The sequence below is a fragment of the Halomonas huangheensis genome, assembly GCF_001431725.1.
GTDB classification, from domain to species: Bacteria; Pseudomonadota; Gammaproteobacteria; order Pseudomonadales; family Halomonadaceae; genus Halomonas; species Halomonas huangheensis.
The window spans coordinates 2,753,469-2,770,198 of sequence record NZ_CP013106.1; the positions used below are offsets into that span (position 1 = coordinate 2,753,469).

Genomic DNA, 16,730 nt, shown 5'->3' on the forward strand with positions numbered 1-16,730 from the left:
AGGATAGTCCCTATATGCCGATTACCGAGAAGCGTCAGCAGATATCCGCGACCAGGCAAACCTCCGCGCCAGAGCTCTCCCGATGAGTCCGCCAGATACGACAGGGCCCATCTCATGGATGGGCCCTGATCACTGACATGACAAGCGATGAGATTCAGCTACCGGCGATGGTCATCTCATCAATCAACCAACTGCCGGTATGAATGCTGCCTCGGGTGTCTATGTCATTACCGACACCAACCAGACCGGCATACATCGCGGGTAAGTTACCGGCGATGGTGAACTCCTCCACCGGATGCTGAATCCTGCCATTCTCTACCCAGAAACCGGCAGCTCCACGCGAGTAGTCGCCAGTCACACCGTTGACGCCCTGCCCCATCAGTTCGGTAACCAGAATGCCGCGATCCATCTGTGCCAGAAGCTCGTCACGCGACTTCAGCTCGGCGCCGATACGCAGGTTCCGCGCGCCGCCAGCGTTAGCGGTGGTATTCATCCCCAGGCGACGAGCACTGTAGGCCGACAGCATATAGCTGGCCAACTCCCCCCGATCAATGAACACGTTGTCACGCGTTTGCACGCCATCACCGTCGAAGGGACTACTCGCCGTACCGCCCATCAGCATTGGCTGTTCACCCAGAGTAAACCAACTGGGGAACAACGTATCGCCCAATCGTCCACACAGGAAGGACGCATCGCGGTAGATGGCTCCTCCTGCGATGGCCGACATCAAGTGTCCCAGCAAACCACTGGCCTGGCTGGGATCGAACAGCACCGGGAAACGCCCTGTCTGCAAGCGCTGAGCGCCGAGACGACGAACCGTACGTTCAGCAGCGCTACGTCCCACTTCAGCAGGATCCAGCAGCTCACCAGGATGACGCGCACTGGTGTAGTCATAATCACGCTGCATGCCGCCGGCATCCTCGGCAATCAACATGCAGGACAACGAGTGACGACTACCGCGCTGACTACCCATGAAATCATGGCTGTTGGCGTAGACGCGCACGCCCTCACCGCTGGACAGACTAGCGCCATCGGAACTACGAATGCCCTTGGCCGCGAGACCTGCTGCTTCGCAGGACAACGCCAGTTCAATGGCCTCATCGGTGCTCAACTCCCACGGATGATGGACATCAAGATCCGGCAGGTGCGTCGCCATCAGTTCGGCATCCGCGAGGCCAGATGCCGGATCTTCACCGGTATAACGAGCGATAGCCATGGCTCGTTCAACCACGGTCTTGATCGATGCATCACTGGCATCTGTCGAGGAAGCGCTGCCCTTGCGCTGACCAACATAAACGGTGACCGCAATTCCCTGGTCCCGTGACAGCTCGACCGACTCCACGTCACCTTCCCGGACACTAACGCCAATGCCCTGATCGACACTGGCCCCGACCTCGCAGGCATCGGCACCCAACTGCCTGGCCATCGCCAGAGCGGCGGCTGCGCGACCCTCGAGCACCTTCTGCTGGGCTCCGGCATCGAATGCCTGTGTCATGACTATTCTCCTATCGTGACCACGCATGGCCACTGCTGTATTGCATTGCGCGCCGCGTAGCACGACGCGTACTGGTATACTGCGCACATTTCCCGACTCCTGGAACATGGGCACCGGTATGACTCAAACTGAGCACAACCCCGCGGACGAACAACCCAGCAAATCCCAGCTCAAACGCGAAATGCACGAACTGCAGGCGCTGGGTGAACAGTTCATCGCCATGAAACCCGAAGAGCGCGAGCGCTTTCCTCTCTCTGACGAGTTCAAGCGCGCCATCGAGGAAACCGGTCGTATTCGCGCCCGAGAAGCTCGCCGCCGCCATATGCAGTACGTCGGCAAGCTGATACGCAAGGAAGACCTCGAAGCCATTCAGGCTGTTTTCGACGAGATCGAACAAACACAGACCCAGCGCGATCATGCCTTCCATCGCCTCGAGAAATGGCGCGACCGCCTGCTCGAGGATGGCGATGACGCCGTACAGGCCTTCATCACCGAGTACCCGCACGTCGATATTCAGGCGCTGCGTCAACTCGTGCGTAACGCCCGCCGTGAACGTGAACAGAACAAGCCGCCGACCAACAACAAGCGACTGTTCAAACTGATGCGCGAGACGGCGGGGCTCTGAAACCCACAAGAGGGAAGAAGGAAGAGGGAAGACCAGGGCGCGCCGCCAGCGGTAAGCCACGGATCTCGAGCCACGTGCCCCTGGCTGTCCATTATTGCGCAGTGGAGGACAGACAAAAGCCAGGGTCGTGCTTGCTGACTTCTTCCCTCTCACTTCTTCCCTCTGACCTCTTGTCCTCTCAGGACTGCGTCCCACCCACTGTCAGTTCATCAAGTTTCAGTGTCGGCTGTCCCACGCCAACCGGCACACCCTGGCCTTCCTTGCCACACACGCCGATACCGGTATCCAGCTCCATGTCGTGGCCGATCATCGATACGCGCCCCATGGCTTCCGGACCATTGCCGATCAGTGTCGCGCCCTTCACCGGCGCCGTAATACGGCCATCCTCGATCAGGTAGGCTTCACTGGCCGAGAATACGAACTTGCCGGAAGTGATATCGACCTGGCCGCCACCGAAGCTGACGGCATACAGGCCACGGCTGACGCTCTTGATGATGTCCTGCGGATCGTCATTGCCCGCCTGCATATAGGTGTTGGTCATCCGCGGCATCGGCATATGCGCAAAGGATTCACGGCGAGCATTGCCGGTAGGCTTCATGCCCATCAGGCGCGCATTGAGCTTGTCCTGCATATAACCGGTGAGAATGCCGTCCTCGATCAGGGTGGTGCACTGAGACGGTGTCCCTTCATCATCCACTGACATCGAGCCGCGACGATCCTGCAGCGTGCCATCATCAACCACCGTGACGCCAGGTGCGGCGACCCGTTGACCAATACGCCCAGCGAAGGCCGAGCTACCCTTGCGGTTGAAGTCTCCTTCCAGACCATGGCCCACCGCCTCGTGCAGCAGAATACCCGGCCAGCCTGCCCCAAGGACTACTGGCATCTGCCCCGCTGGCGCATCGATGGCCTCGAGGTTGACCAGCGCCTGGCGTACGGCTTCACGGGCATAGGTCTCGGCGACGCCCTCGTCGCGCAACCTGGCCATCGGGTAGCGTCCACCACCTCCAGCACTGCCACGCTCACGACGGCCATTGCGGGTTACAATCACACTGACGTTGAAGCGCACCAGCGGGCGAATATCGGCCGCCAGGGTGCCATCACTGGATGTCACCAGCACCACTTCATGGACGCCACTCAGTGATGCACTGACCTGAGAGACACTGGGATCTGCGGCACGCGCAACGCGATCGGCGAGCTTGAGCATCGCAACCTTGTCTTCAGCCGACAGCCCCGTCAGCGGGTCGACTCCGGCGTAACGCGGCTCAGCACTCACCTGAATACGTGGCGCACGCTCGAGACGAGAGCCGCTGCGCACGATACCGCTGGCCGTGCGGCCGGTTTCCATCAGTGCATCGGCGGTAATCTGGTTGGAGTAGGCAAAGCCGGTTTTCTCGCCAGCCATGGCTCGAACACCGACACCACCGTCGATGTTATAACTGGCTTCCTTGACCTCACCGTCTTCCAGCACCCAGCCCTCATGCCAGGTTCGCTCGAAGTACAGATCGGCATAATCGATGCCGGCACCCAAGGCATGCTCGAGGCCACGATCAAGGCCATCGAGATCCAGGCCGCCAGGCGTGAGAAGCGTCGTTACCGCTTCGTCGAAGGACTCGTGTTGAGATGTCATTGAGCACTTTCCAGAGAAATCTGCGGCGCGGTCCAGGGACCACGCACTTGATAATGGATTCGCGTGACACTATCGATAGCGTCACCGAATAACTTGTCGGCCACGAACAGTGCGCCACCGACCATGGGCGCCCCCGCAAGCACCGCGGCCAACGGCAGGTTATTGCTGACAGGAACGGTCACTCCCAGCATCAATTCGAGCTCTCGTGTCGCAAGATTCGCTGCGCCCTCTAGAGTGAAGTTCGTTGCCGGGCCATCAATCTTGATCGGGCCCTGGGTCTCCAACACTCCACCATACAACGTTGCGTTCCCTCTGACACGGTCAAAGGCAGTACCAGAGCCCGTCACATCGGAGAAATCGAGGCTCAGGCGGCGCAGCAGATTATCGACGTTGAGCAGACCAATCACGCGCGCCGATGGAGAACTGATGTTGGCAAAGGACCCATCCTCCAGGTCTACGTCGAGGCTGCCACGCGAACGTGCAAGGGCGAACTGCCACGGCGCACCGGGCCATGCCAGTTGACTATCGACGTCCATTGAGCGACTACGTACTGCCACCTGTTGTCCCAGGGCTTCCAGGGCCGTCCCCGGGTCACCGCCCGTTATCGCAAGGCGTGAACGTGTCAGGCTCTCACTGCTGCCCGAGGCCTCCCACACCAGCTCGCCTTCTGCCGTCAATTCGCCGAGACTCAGCGACAATGGGTCCAGCGACAACCGCTCCTGACTAGCCAGCCATTGGCCCTTGAACGGACCGAACTGGTGGCCCTGATACTCCAGATCGATAATTTCCAGAATGCCGGCAGGCAGCTCACCAAGACGCCGAATAAAAGGCTCAGGGTGGCCTGCGATATCCAACTCACCAAACAACGAGCCTGGCGCGGCTTCCACCGCCGGTTCCGGAGTCAGGTTAGCCACCACCCCATCAAGATTGAGGCGATTCAAGTGAATACGCAGCGGCTGTGGTGCTCCGATCAGATAGTCGATCTGTCCCGCCATCAGGCTGCCATCCACCGAAGCGCGCCAGTTCCTTCCCTGAGGGTAAGCATCAAGCGCCAATGACCCGAGACAACTTCCATCGCTGGAGAGGCATGCCGTATCGGCCTCTACACGACTGATGGCAAAAGGCAGTCCACCACTACCGGCAACGTTGCTGGCACCGTCATTGCTCAACAGCGGTTTGATGGCATCGACCCAGGCAACGCTATCAAGGCGCGGCAATGTCGCACCGATCACCCAGCCAGAGGAAGTCGGCCAGCTACCCGGACGTTGACGTCCGATCCATACCTGCCCCTGACCGTCGAGCGCATCACGCCAACGCATGCCGACCGACGTCCCCAATTGGGCACTGATGGTACCGGGGTCGCCGAGCCCGATATCGAGATTCAATGGCAACATCTGGCCACTGGTCTTGCCGATCGGCTCGGGCAAGGCGATGGCCAGTCCCTGCAGGGTACTGTCGATGCTCAGCTGCTTATCGTTGATATCCAACTGACCCCGCCAGGGAGTAGACCCACTGATCAGCGTATCTGGATTCAGGCCAGCAAACTCACTCAGGGCGTTGGCATGCACGGTTCCAGACAGAGATACCGGCTGACCAATTCCCTTCAAGTCAGCGCTGATGTCACCACCCAGCATGTGCCCCTGGAGCTGACCCAGTAGTCCCCCTTGCTCACCTTGCTGTTGCCAGCTCAACGGTCCACTGACATCAGTAAATTCCAGCCCAGTGGTCGCTTGTTCGATGCGCGATGCATTGACCCGAGTGGCAACCTCAAGATCCAGCGCTTCAGGGTTGTCCATCGGCATGCTCAACGTCAGTTTGCCATCGACGTTGCCCTGCCCCTGCCAATTCGCCCCAGCCTCAGCACCCTCCACCGGCATCTCGGCGATAAAGGCAAACAGGTCCTCAAGCGAACCTTGCACAGGTCCCTCTATATCAAGCGTCTTCTCATGGAGCTTGACCCTGGCGTTCTCAGTGACCAAACCATGGGATTCTGCGTGATCGACACTGGCCTCAAGATCTTCCCCGGCTATCGACAGATGGCCGCTGACATTGGTCAACGCAGGCCAGCCTTCCGCATAAGGCAGCAGGCCATCGACGACCTCCAGCTCAAGATCCAGCGTCGGGTCGAACCGCTCACCGGATAGCCCATCCTGCTCGCGCAGGGGCACATGTAGACGCAGGCTGCCTTCAGGCACTCGACCTGCCAACCCGCTGGACAGCCATTCGGCAAGATCCGGATCGACGTCATTACGCAGCAGTGGCATGGGTAGCCACCCGGTCAGCGCCTGATCAACAGCATCAACATTCTGGAAGTCCAGGCTCAGGCCAAATCCGCCACGCTGATCCGAGGCTATGGCCAGGCCGAAATCGCCCTGAACGTCAGCCCCTTTCCAGCCTACGGAGAGATTACGACCACTGACATAGCTGCGCGGGCCATCATAGGACCAATCGACCAGCCCCTGTGCGTAATCCAGCTCCATCGGTTCAGCAAAGATCTCGGGGAAGAACATCGACGCGCCCTCGTCGTTGACGAAGTTGACACGTCCATGAGTACCATCGGCCTCAACCCACACCTTCAGAGGACCGCCACCTGGCGCGCTTTGCCAAGGGGAAACCTCAACGGAAGTTGCCGCCACCTGAGCCTGCCACAGACCATCGCGCTGTCCGAAACCAAGGCCCGTGACCTGGCCTCGTGGTTGCAAGGCATCAACGGCACGCGCCAGCCCCTCGGGAAGCTGCAGGCGCTCACGCCAGGCTGCCAATGCCGACAGCTCAAAGCCCGATGCATTGGCCCACCAGCCATCCTCGGTGCTGGCCACATGCCAGAAACGCGGAATCGGGTTGCCAGTCGGAGCCTGTTCACCTTCACCACCGGTCCATTCAACGTTCTCGGAACGCCCCTCGAACCAGGATTCCCAGTCATCGCCTTCCTTGCGCACCCACTGTCCACGCAACTCACTGCCTGTGAGTACCACGCCACCGGGATGCTCGGCATCGTCATCCAAAGGACGCGACTGATTAAGTGCCAGGTGTGGTGCCATGATATCGAGACGAACATCCGCTACTCGCCCAGCGTCCCAGCGCCCCCACAGATTGACATCACCACTGGCCTCGTCGAAGCGCACGATGTCCTCGATCCCCAGCAATGCGGAAAAGCCAGTGAGACTGTCGAGCTGCATGCTGCCCTGAAGCCGGGCATTGAAGTTCGCGGCATCCTCCTCGCCTGGCGTAAGAGACATGACAACCTGCATGCCTTCCTTGCCTCGGCCATCGACAAAGACCTTACCCTCGATATGGGTATTGCCGTTGTCATCCGCAGTCATCAGCACCTGTGGGGCATGTAGTACCGTATTACGATGCTGACCGTGGAGCACCAGCCGCAGGTCATCTACCCAGGCTCGTTGCCGCAATAGAACGCCGACCCAGAAATCGACTCGCTGCAGGCTGAACTCACCTTCGGGCACCAACTCCGGGGGAATACGGGCTGGCTTGGGCCACACCCAGCGACCCTGCTGGTCCTGATAGAGATGCAGGGTGACCCCACTGAAATGAGCACGCTCGACCACCGGAATCGCGTTGCGGATGGACTCGATAGTGTCGAGGCGCACGTCGCCGTGCTCGATCTGCAGCAACGGATAGTCGCCCAGCGAGCTACGTGAATCGAGAGCCAGACCTTGGATGCTCGCGCGAGGATCAACACCAACCATGGCACCATCGATATGCGTCAGGCTGGCACCGGCATCAAAGCGCGACTCGAGCATATCGACCAGCGCTGTCTCCAGCAGGTCGATCTGAGAGAACGACAGGCGCAACACCAGCAACAGTAGTGCGACCAGCGCCAGCACCACCGCAACCAGCGTCAACAACCATCGTGACAGCAGGCGGAATGGCGCCATGAAATCACATCAGCACGATGTCGTACTGCTCCTGGGAATAGTGAGATTCGACCTGAAAACGGATCGTCTTGCCGATGAATTCCTCGAGATCGGCCACTGCGGAGGACTCTTCGTCGAGCAGACGATCGACCACCGCCTGCGACGCCAATACCGCATAGGTTTCGGCATTATAGGCGCGCTCTTCACGCAGAATCTCTCGGAATATCTCGTAGCACACCGACTCAGGGGTCTTCAGCGTACCGCGCCCATGGCAGGATGGGCACGGCTCACAGAGCGTCTGCTCAAGACTCTCGCGAGTACGCTTGCGGGTCAGCTGAACCAACCCCAGCTCAGTCACCCCCGTGCACTTGGTCTTGGCATGGTCACGCTCCAGAGACTTCTCGAGCATGCGCAACACCTGGCGCTGATGCTCGAGGTCCACCATATCGATGAAATCAATGATAATGATCCCGCCGAGATTGCGCAGACGCAGTTGGCGAGCAATTGCAGTCGCCGCCTCAAGATTGGTCTTGAAGATGGTTTCCTCAAGATTGCGATGGCCGACATATCCACCGGTATTGACATCAATGGTGGTCATCGCCTCGGTCGGATCGATGACCAGATAGCCACCGGACTTGAGCTGTACCTTGCGCGCCAGTGCCTTCTGGATCTCGTCCTCGACACTATACAGATCAAAGATCGGGCGCTCGCCTGAGTAGTGCTCGATGCGCCCTACAGCAGTCGGCATGAACTCCTCGGCAAACTCCACCAGCTTGACGAAGTTCTCGCGAGAGTCGATACGCACCTTCTCGATCTCGTCACGCATTACATCACGCAGCGTACGCATGAACAGCGGCAAGTCGTCATAGATCACACTGGGGGCCGGTGCTGTAATCTTCCGCTCGCTGACTTTACGCCATAGCCGCAGCAGGAAATGCATATCAGCGGCCATTTCGACCACTGATACACCTTCTGCAGCGGTGCGTACGATGAAGCCACCGGAAATCTCGATATCCTGATCGGCCTGGGCCTGTTCGACCAGTTCGCGTAGACGTTCGCGTTCGGCCTCATCCTCGATACGCTGGGATACTCCATTGTGCGAGGAGTCCGGCATATAGACGAGATAACGCGAGGGAACGGAGAGATGCGTCGTCAGTCGCGCGCCCTTGGACCCGATCGGGTCCTTGGTGACCTGAACGACCAACGACTGCCCTTCGTGCAACAGCTGGGAAATCGAGGGCTGCTCTTCAGGAGCAGAGCCCGCAGCGACGACTTCATGAGCATGGATAAAAGCGGCACGCTCAAGGCCTATATCGACAAAAGCTGCCTGCATGCCCGGGAGCACACGAACCACCCGCCCCTGATAGATATTGCCGACGATACCACGACGTCGTGCACGTTCGATGAAGGCTTCCTGCAGTACGCCGTTCTCGACCACTGCAACTCGAGTTTCCATCGGCGTCAGATTGATGAGTACTTCACCACTCATGCAGCAGTCCTTGTCCCGGTCTTCTGAAAATCCTGTAGCCTGAACATCCATGCAGTCTGAAGACCCGACGACCTGGAAAATTCAGCAGTCTGGTAATCTGGCACTCTGTGCGCATTATGGCACGGCTTGCGCCGGTCAGTCGCGGTCTGCACGGTTCTGGACGCCCTCAGCAATCGCGATCGCAACGCGCAACCTCGTCTCAAGCCTGCCAGACGGCCACCCCCTGACGCGCCAGCAACTGAGCCGTCTCGTACAATGGCAAACCCACCACGGCAGAATAACTGCCTTCGATTCGCTCGACGAACACCGCTGCCAGCCCCTGAATCGCATAGCCTCCGGCCTTGTCCGAAGGCTCGCCGGTATGCCAGTACGCACGGATTTCATCGTTGCTGATTGCACGCATATGAACAGCGGTGACCACTGTCGTCTCCAGCGTGCCCTGGGGACCGACCACCGCTACTGATGTCAGCACCTGGTGCTGACGAGCGGACAACGACTTGAGCATGGCAAAGGCATGCGCCTCGTCTCGTGGCTTGCCGAGAATCCTGCCATCGCAGACCACGGCGGTATCCGACCCGAGAGTCGGCAACCCATCCCCGATCGCACCCGCTTCAGCCTTGGCGATCGCCAGCCGTGCGACATAGTCCTCGGCGCACTCCTCTGGCTGCGGGGTTTCATCGATATCGACCGGAGACACCACAACCTTGATGCCAATCGACGCCAACAGCTCACGCCGCCTCGGTGATGCCGAAGCGAGACGAAGCTGCTCTGGAGCACCTGCCGACACGGGATCAGTCATTGGCTGGACGCCGTCCCAACGCCTTGAACAGCGTTGCCAACCAGGGCCACAGCGCCGCGCCGATCAACGATGGAATCAGGAATGACAGATGCATGGAGAATGGTCCGAACAGAGTGCGCAGCCACTGCTCAACCAACTGCGACAACCCCAGCAAGACGAGGATCAACACCGCCTGCTGAATCAGCGAATAGGTGCGGAAGCGCGGGTAGACCAAAGCTCCGAGGAACGCGAGCAATGACAATATCAGCGCATTCTGACCCAGCGGCGCTCCCTCGATGAGGTCAAGCAACAAGCCGAACACGAAGCCATGGAAGACGCCAACTCGCTCGGGCTGCTGCATGCACCAGTAAATCAGCATCAACCCCAGCCAATCAGGGCGCCATACCTGCCATCCTTCGGCCATTGGCATCACCTGCAGGCACAGCGCCAGCAGCAGAGACAACCACACCCAGAACAGGCTGGTTCGAACTGGAACTGCCATCAGCGCTCCTCCTCTTCCTCGTTGGGCAGCAACAGCGTTCCCAACCGCACGGCGGCGTCAATGGCCTGGGGATCCAGGTCGGGCTGCCAACGCCCTTCTGCGACGTTCAATGCCGGCTCTGGCGGAAACAGCAACAGGAAGTGCCGGGAACGTTGCAGGCGCGCCACCGGTTCAGCAACGACCGCGGCAAATGGCTCGCCCGGGTCATGCCCGACATCCGTCACACGCGCCACCGGGTAACCGACTGGAAAGCGTCCGGCGAGACCAGAGCTGACCAGCAGATCGCCAACGCGGATATCAGCAGTATCAGGAACGTGAAGCACCTTGAGCGAGCTATAGCTACCAGTGCCCTGAATGATGAAGCGCAAGCCGTTGCGGTTGACCTGGATAGGCAGAGCATGACTGGCATCGGTGACCAGCAGTACACGGCTGGAATAGGCAGAAAGCTCACTGACCTGACCAGCCAGACCAGAAGAATCCATCACTGGCTGTCCCACATAGACACCATCACGACGGCCACGATTGATGACCATCTGATGGGTAAAGGGATCAGGATCCAGCGACAGCAGTTCCGCTGTCAGGTAGGGAACATCATGCTCATGAGCCGCATCCAGCAGCTCACGCAGGCGCACATTCTCGGCAGTCAGACTGGCCATGCGCTGAACACGATGTGACAACGTGAGCAACTGTTCACGCAGGCGCGCGTTCTCCTCGACAAGGGCACGTTGTTCAGACAACGCCAACGCCCCCCAGTTGAGTATGTCGCTGGGTAGACTTACCGCCAGTTGAATCGGCGCCACCAGCGTCGACAGCTGGGCACGCACCGACTCCATGCGAGTGAAGTGAGTGTCAACGAACATCAATGCACCGGCTACCACCGCACACAGAAACATGCGGTAGCCAGGCACTGAGCCGTGCGAGAACAGCGGTTTGATAGGCCGTCTCCCTGGAGATCCTGGGCCGAGATTCAGTCGCTTGAGAGCAGCTCGAACGTACGCTGGTCAATCATCTCGAGGGCCTTGCCACCGCCACGCGCTACACAGGTCAAGGGGTCATCTGCCACCACCACCGGCAGACCGGTTTCCTCGGCGATCAGCTTGTCCAGATCACGCAGCAACGCCCCACCGCCGGTCAGTACCAGACCGCGCTCGGCGATATCCGATGCCAGCTCAGGCGGAGACTGTTCCAGCGCGCTCTTGACCGCAGCGACAATAGAGCCCAGCGGCTCCTGCAGTGCGTCAAGAATCTCATGGGAGTTGAGTGTGAAGCTGCGCGGAATGCCTTCTGCCAGGTTGCGTCCACGCACATCGATCTCGCGCAGCTCGCCGCCCGGATAGGCACAACCGATCTCTTCCTTGATACGCTCAGCGGTCGCCTCACCAATCAGGCTACCGTAGTGACGGCGCACATAGGCACTGATGGCTTCATCGAAGCGATCACCACCCACGCGAATCGACTCGGAATAGACCACGCCGTTGAGCGAGATGATGGCAATCTCGCTGGTGCCTCCACCGATATCCACCACCATTGAGCCCTGCGCTTCCTCGACCGGAAGGCCAGCACCAATGGCTGCGGCCATCGGTTCTTCAATCAGGAACACCTCACGCGCACCAGCGCCCTCGGCGGATTCCTTGATCGCACGGCGCTCAACCTGCGTGGACATGCAGGGAACACAGACCAGTACGCGCGGAGACGGCGTCAGGAAGGTGCTCTGATGCACCTTGCGAATAAAATGCTGGAGCATCTGCTCGGTCACGGTGAAGTCGGCAATCACGCCGTCCTTCATCGGACGAATAGCAGTGATGTTCCCGGGTGTGCGGCCCAACATACGCTTGGCGTCGGCCCCCACCGCAGCAACACTGCGCATGTTGCCGGATTGACGAATGGCAACAACAGACGGCTCATCGAGGACAATGCCGCGATGACGCACGTAAATAAGTGTATTGGCCGTTCCCAGGTCGATCGACAGATCGCTTGAAAACACACCTCTTAAACGTTTGAACATGGAAACGATACCTAGTGCTGACCGGAAACCCTGTGCGGACGCAAACGGTATCACTGCGCCCCCCCAGCGGCAAGCGCAAGGCGCATATGTTGTGCATCCAGACCTGCCAGACCACGCTGATCTGTGGTACCTTTTGCGGTCATTTCCCGCAAGCTTCCCTTGAGGAAAACCATCATGGCGCTTGAACACGCCGAGGTACTCCGCGCCGCGCACCTGGCACGGTTAGACCTTTCCGACAAAGATGCAGCAAAGTACCTGGACGATATCGGACAAATCCTGGACATGGTTGACCAGCTTCAGAAGCTGGATACGACGGATGTCGCCCCTCTTGCTCACCCGATGGACGCCACACAGCGTCTACGCGCCGACGAAGTGACCGAAAAGGATCAACGCGATCACTATCAGCAGTGCGCTCCTCAAGTTGAGAACGGGCTCTATCTAGTGCCCCGCGTCGTTGAGTAGCACGGATGAACAGCATGCCCATCCTTGATCCAGCCCCCCCCGGAGCCACGCCTTTTCGGAGCCAGGCCCATGCATGACAAGACGATTACCGAGATTGTCGGCGCACTCGACGCCGGTACGATCTCCAGTCGCGAGCTGACTCAAGATCTGCTCGGACGCATCGACCGTCTCGACGGTCAACTCAATTCCTTCATCACCGTCACCGCCGAGCAGGCGCTGTCCGCTGCCGATCAGGCCGACCAGCAGCGTGCCAATGGTCAGGCCGGCCCATTGACCGGCGTACCGCTGGCGATCAAGGACATCTTCTGCACCCAGGGCGTCAAGACCAGCTGCGGCTCGAAGATGCTCGACAACTTTGTCGCTCCCTATGACGCCACAGTGGTCAGCAAGCTGCGCGCGGCAGGCACTGTGAGTCTCGGCAAGACCAATATGGATGAGTTCGCCATGGGCTCATCCAACGAGAACAGCTTCTACGGCCCAGTGAAAAACCCCTGGGACCTGACGGCGGTTCCCGGCGGGTCGTCCGGCGGTAGCGCCGCGGCAGTTGCCGCCGGCCTGGTACCGGCAGCACTCGGTACCGATACCGGAGGCTCGATTCGTCAGCCGGCAGCATTCTGCGGCATTACCGGCCTCAAGCCGACTTATGGACGTGTCTCGCGCTACGGCATGATCGCCTACGCCTCGAGCCTCGACCAGGGCGGCCCAATGGCGCGCTCCGCCGCCGACTGTGCACTGCTGCTGAATACCATCGCGGGGCACGACGCCCGCGACTCCACCAGCATCGCGCGTGGCGTGCCGGACTACAGTGAAGAACTGGATGCCCCGTTGGCTGGCCTCAAGATCGGCCTGCCACGCGAATACTTTGGTGACGGCCTTGATGCCGACGTCGAAACCGCTATCCGCGATGCCATCAAGGTCTTCGAGTCACTCGGCGCCAGCGTGCGTGAAGTCAGCCTGCCGCATACGTCCTATGCGATTCCAGCCTACTACGTCATCGCGCCTGCGGAGGCTTCCTCCAACCTGTCGCGCTATGATGGCGTGCGCTTCGGTCATCGTTGCGACAACCCCAGCGACCTGATTGATCTCTACAAGCGTTCACGTGCAGAAGGCTTTGGCGACGAGGTCAAGCGCCGCATCCTGATCGGCACCCACACCCTTTCCGAAGGTTTCTTCGACGCCTACTACAAGAAGGCTCAGCAGGTTCGCCGCTTGATCCGTCAGGACTTCCTCGGCGCCTTCGAGGAGGTCGACGTGCTGATGGGCCCTGCCACGCCAACCCCGGCGTTCGACCTGGGCGCGACCAAGGACCCGGTGTCGATGTATCTGCAGGATATCTACACCATCGCCATCAACCTCGCAGGCATCCCCGGCATCAGTGTGCCGGCCGGTTTTTCCGGCAAGCGCCCGGTGGGGCTGCAGATTCTCGGTACGCACTTCTCCGAGGCCCGTCTGCTCAACGTCGCCCACCAGTTCCAGCAGGCCACTGACTGGCACCTGCGTCGTCCCGAGATCGCCGAGGAGAACGCCTGATGCAATGGGAAACCGTGATCGGGCTGGAAGTCCACGTCCAGCTCGCGACTCAGTCGAAGATCTTTTCCGGGTCCTCCACCGCCTTCGGCGCCGAGCCCAACACTCAAGCCAACGCTGTTGACCTGGGACTGCCCGGCGTACTGCCGGTACTCAACGAACAGGCCGTCGCCATGGCACTGAAATTCGGGCTGGGCATCAACGCCGAGATTCCCGAAGTGTCGGTGTTTGACCGCAAGAACTACTTCTACCCGGATCTGCCCAAGGGCTATCAGACCAGCCAGATGTACGACCCCATCGTCGGTCGTGGCGAGGTCGAGGTGCTGCTCGACGACGGCAGCGCCAAGGTCATCCGCGTGCACCACGCGCACCTTGAAGAAGACGCCGGCAAGTCGCTGCATGAAGACTTCCACGGCATGACCGGTATCGACCTCAATCGTGCCGGGACTCCGCTGCTGGAAATCGTCTCCGAACCGGACATGCGTTCCGCGAAAGAGGCCGTCGGCTATCTGCGCGCGATCCACTCAATCGTCACCTACCTGGGCATTTCCGACGGCAACATGGCAGAAGGCTCGATGCGCTGCGATGTCAACGTCTCGGTACGCCCCAGGGGGCAGGAAGAATTCGGTACTCGCGCCGAGATCAAGAACGTCAATTCCTTCCGCTTCGTCGAGCGCGCCATCGCCTACGAAGTCGAACGCCAGATCGAGCTGATCGAAGACGGCGGCAAGGTGGTCCAGGAAACGCGCCTATACGACCCGGATGCCGACGAAACTCGCAGCATGCGTACCAAGGAGGAAGCCAACGACTATCGTTACTTCCCCTGCCCCGACCTGCTGCCGGTAGTGGTCGACAGCGCTTACGTCGAGCACCTGCGTGAATCGCTGCCGGAACTGCCCGCCGAGAAGCGCGCGCGCTTCCAGGACGAACTGGGACTGTCGGCCTACGACGCCGGAGTGCTTTCAGCCAGCCGCGCCATGGCCGAATACTTCGAGCGCGTCAAGGATGTCTGTGGCGATGCCAAGCAAGCCGCCAACTGGGTACAAGGCGAACTGTCCGGCGCTCTCAACCGCGACTCACTGGATATTTCCGATAGCTCGGTCGATGCGGACCAACTGGGTGGGCTGATCACTCGGGTCATCGACAACACCATCAACGGCAAGGCGGCCAAGCAGGTCTTCCAGGCGCTGTGGAACGGCGAAGGTGACTCTGCCGATGCGATCATTGATGCTCACGGCCTCAAGCAGGTCACCGATACCGGTGCCATCGAATCGATGGTCGACCAGGTCATCGCTGACAGCCCGGCCCAGGTGGCCCAGTATTGTGATGCCGAACCGGACAAGCGCGGCAAGATGATTGGCTACTTTGTCGGCCAGGTGATGAAGGCATCGCGCGGCACCGCCAACCCGCAGCAAGTGAATACCCTGTTGAAGGATAAGCTCGACGCACTGTGTTGACAGGAAGCATGCTGCTTGAAACTGGTTGAGCTGAACCGTGCTGAATTCAACCGCTGAGCCGGCTCATGGACCAGCCGTATGAATGATGCCTATTCAGCAGCAGTTATGGCATGATCGCGACAGGGTCGGCGCTATGCCGACCCTGTCGTACTGCTTTATGGACACAACAATTCCGTATTCAAGGAGCTTCGGAAGCACCGAGCTTCAAAATCAAGGACTACCGGGTTTAAGGAACGATAGATGTCAGATGACGTCGGCGCCCGCCTCAGGGCCCTGAGAACCTTGCGCGGCATCTCACAGCGTGAGCTGGCCAAACGTTGCGGCGTGACGCATTCCAGCCTGTCACTGATCGAACAGGGCAAGGTAAGTCCCTCAGTCAGTTCACTGAAGAAGATTCTCGATGCCATTCCGATGAGCGTCGGCGACTTCTTCACCATGGACCTGGAAAGTCGCAATCAGGTGTTCTTCGGTGCAGACGAGCTGACTGATGTTGGCAGTGGAGATGTCATCTACAAGCTGGTCGGAGCCAATCGCGAATCCCGAGCACTATCGTTCATGGTCGAGACCTACCGGCCCGGCAGTGACACCGGACGCGAGATGATTGCTCATCAGGGAGAAGAGGCAGGCGTGATTCTTGAAGGTGAGATAGAGATCACCATAGGTGCTGAGACTCGCGTGCTGGGCGCTGGTGAAGCCTACTACTTCGATACCAATGTCCCCCACCGCTTCCGCAACCCCGGCAAGACGCCCTGCCGACTGGTCAGCTGCGCCACCCCAGCGCGAACCTTTTAACTCGGCCAGCCATACTCGACCGGCCAGCCATACTCAACTGGGCCAACCACCCAAGGAAGGCCTACTCCAGGTGCTCCCAGCCGAAAACCTGGC

Annotated in this window: 13 protein-coding genes; 5 read left to right on the plus strand and 8 right to left on the minus strand. The window is 59.8% G+C overall.

Translation table 11 applies throughout. The features are described 5' to 3' along the window. Positions 1-154 precede the first annotated feature (154 nt). Positions 155-1,495, minus strand: coding sequence for a metalloprotease PmbA (gene pmbA, locus AR456_RS12045; protein WP_021817126.1), 1,341 nt, complete (start codon positions 1,493-1,495; stop codon positions 155-157). 118 nt (positions 1,496-1,613) lie between these two features. Here pmbA and yjgA point away from each other — a divergent pair, with 118 nt between their 5' ends. Beyond that, complete coding sequence (yjgA, locus tag AR456_RS12050; protein WP_031206871.1) at positions 1,614-2,120, plus strand: ribosome biogenesis factor YjgA; 507 nt, start codon at positions 1,614-1,616, stop codon at positions 2,118-2,120. A 178-nt stretch (positions 2,121-2,298) separates the two neighbouring features. Here the strand turns inward: yjgA and tldD are convergent, their stop codons facing one another. The 7 genes from tldD to AR456_RS12085 all read right to left on the minus strand — a co-directional run bounded on the left by tldD (position 2,299) and on the right by AR456_RS12085 (position 12,399). Further along, positions 2,299-3,750 (minus strand): metalloprotease TldD, encoded by a 1,452-nt coding sequence (gene tldD, locus AR456_RS12055; RefSeq protein WP_021817124.1) that lies wholly within the window; start codon positions 3,748-3,750, stop codon positions 2,299-2,301. Further along, positions 3,747-7,646, minus strand: coding sequence for a YhdP family phospholipid transporter (locus AR456_RS12060; protein ID WP_021817123.1), 3,900 nt, complete (start codon positions 7,644-7,646; stop codon positions 3,747-3,749). The genes tldD and AR456_RS12060 overlap by 4 nt, the downstream gene beginning before the upstream one ends. 4 nt (positions 7,647-7,650) lie before the next feature. Continuing rightward, the gene (gene rng / locus AR456_RS12065; protein ID WP_021817122.1) at positions 7,651-9,114 is read right to left on the minus strand and encodes a ribonuclease G; all 1,464 of its coding nucleotides are present in this window, start codon (positions 9,112-9,114) and stop codon (positions 7,651-7,653) included. 199 nt (positions 9,115-9,313) lie between these two features. Further along, a complete protein-coding gene (locus tag AR456_RS12070; protein ID WP_021817121.1) occupies positions 9,314-9,913 on the minus strand; it encodes a Maf family protein in 600 nt (199 codons plus the stop codon). Then, positions 9,906-10,394, minus strand: a complete 489-nt coding sequence (gene mreD, locus AR456_RS12075; protein ID WP_021817120.1) for a rod shape-determining protein MreD — start codon at positions 10,392-10,394, stop codon at positions 9,906-9,908. Before mreD ends, AR456_RS12070 begins: the two co-directional genes overlap by 8 nt. Continuing rightward, positions 10,394-11,287, minus strand: a complete 894-nt coding sequence (gene mreC / locus AR456_RS12080; RefSeq protein ID WP_051995673.1) for a rod shape-determining protein MreC — start codon at positions 11,285-11,287, stop codon at positions 10,394-10,396. Before mreC ends, mreD begins: the two co-directional genes overlap by 1 nt. Positions 11,288-11,361: 74 nt before the next feature. Next, positions 11,362-12,399 (minus strand): rod shape-determining protein, encoded by a 1,038-nt coding sequence (locus AR456_RS12085; RefSeq protein ID WP_021817118.1) that lies wholly within the window; start codon positions 12,397-12,399, stop codon positions 11,362-11,364. Between the two features lie 174 nt (positions 12,400-12,573). Between AR456_RS12085 and gatC the strand changes: the two genes are divergently transcribed. The 4 genes from gatC to AR456_RS12105 all read left to right on the plus strand — a co-directional run bounded on the left by gatC (position 12,574) and on the right by AR456_RS12105 (position 16,637). Then, positions 12,574-12,861: an Asp-tRNA(Asn)/Glu-tRNA(Gln) amidotransferase subunit GatC gene (gatC, locus tag AR456_RS12090; RefSeq protein WP_021817116.1), complete on the plus strand. Its 288-nt coding sequence runs from the start codon at positions 12,574-12,576 to the stop codon at positions 12,859-12,861. 69 nt (positions 12,862-12,930) lie between these two features. Continuing rightward, positions 12,931-14,391, plus strand: coding sequence for an Asp-tRNA(Asn)/Glu-tRNA(Gln) amidotransferase subunit GatA (gene gatA, locus AR456_RS12095; RefSeq protein WP_021817115.1), 1,461 nt, complete (start codon positions 12,931-12,933; stop codon positions 14,389-14,391). Continuing rightward, complete coding sequence (gene gatB / locus AR456_RS12100) at positions 14,391-15,845, plus strand: Asp-tRNA(Asn)/Glu-tRNA(Gln) amidotransferase subunit GatB (protein ID WP_021817114.1); 1,455 nt, start codon at positions 14,391-14,393, stop codon at positions 15,843-15,845. The genes gatA and gatB overlap by 1 nt, the downstream gene beginning before the upstream one ends. A gap of 240 nt (positions 15,846-16,085) precedes the next feature. Further along, positions 16,086-16,637: a cupin domain-containing protein gene (locus tag AR456_RS12105; RefSeq protein WP_021817113.1), complete on the plus strand. Its 552-nt coding sequence runs from the start codon at positions 16,086-16,088 to the stop codon at positions 16,635-16,637. The last annotated feature ends 93 nt before the right edge of the window (positions 16,638-16,730 follow it).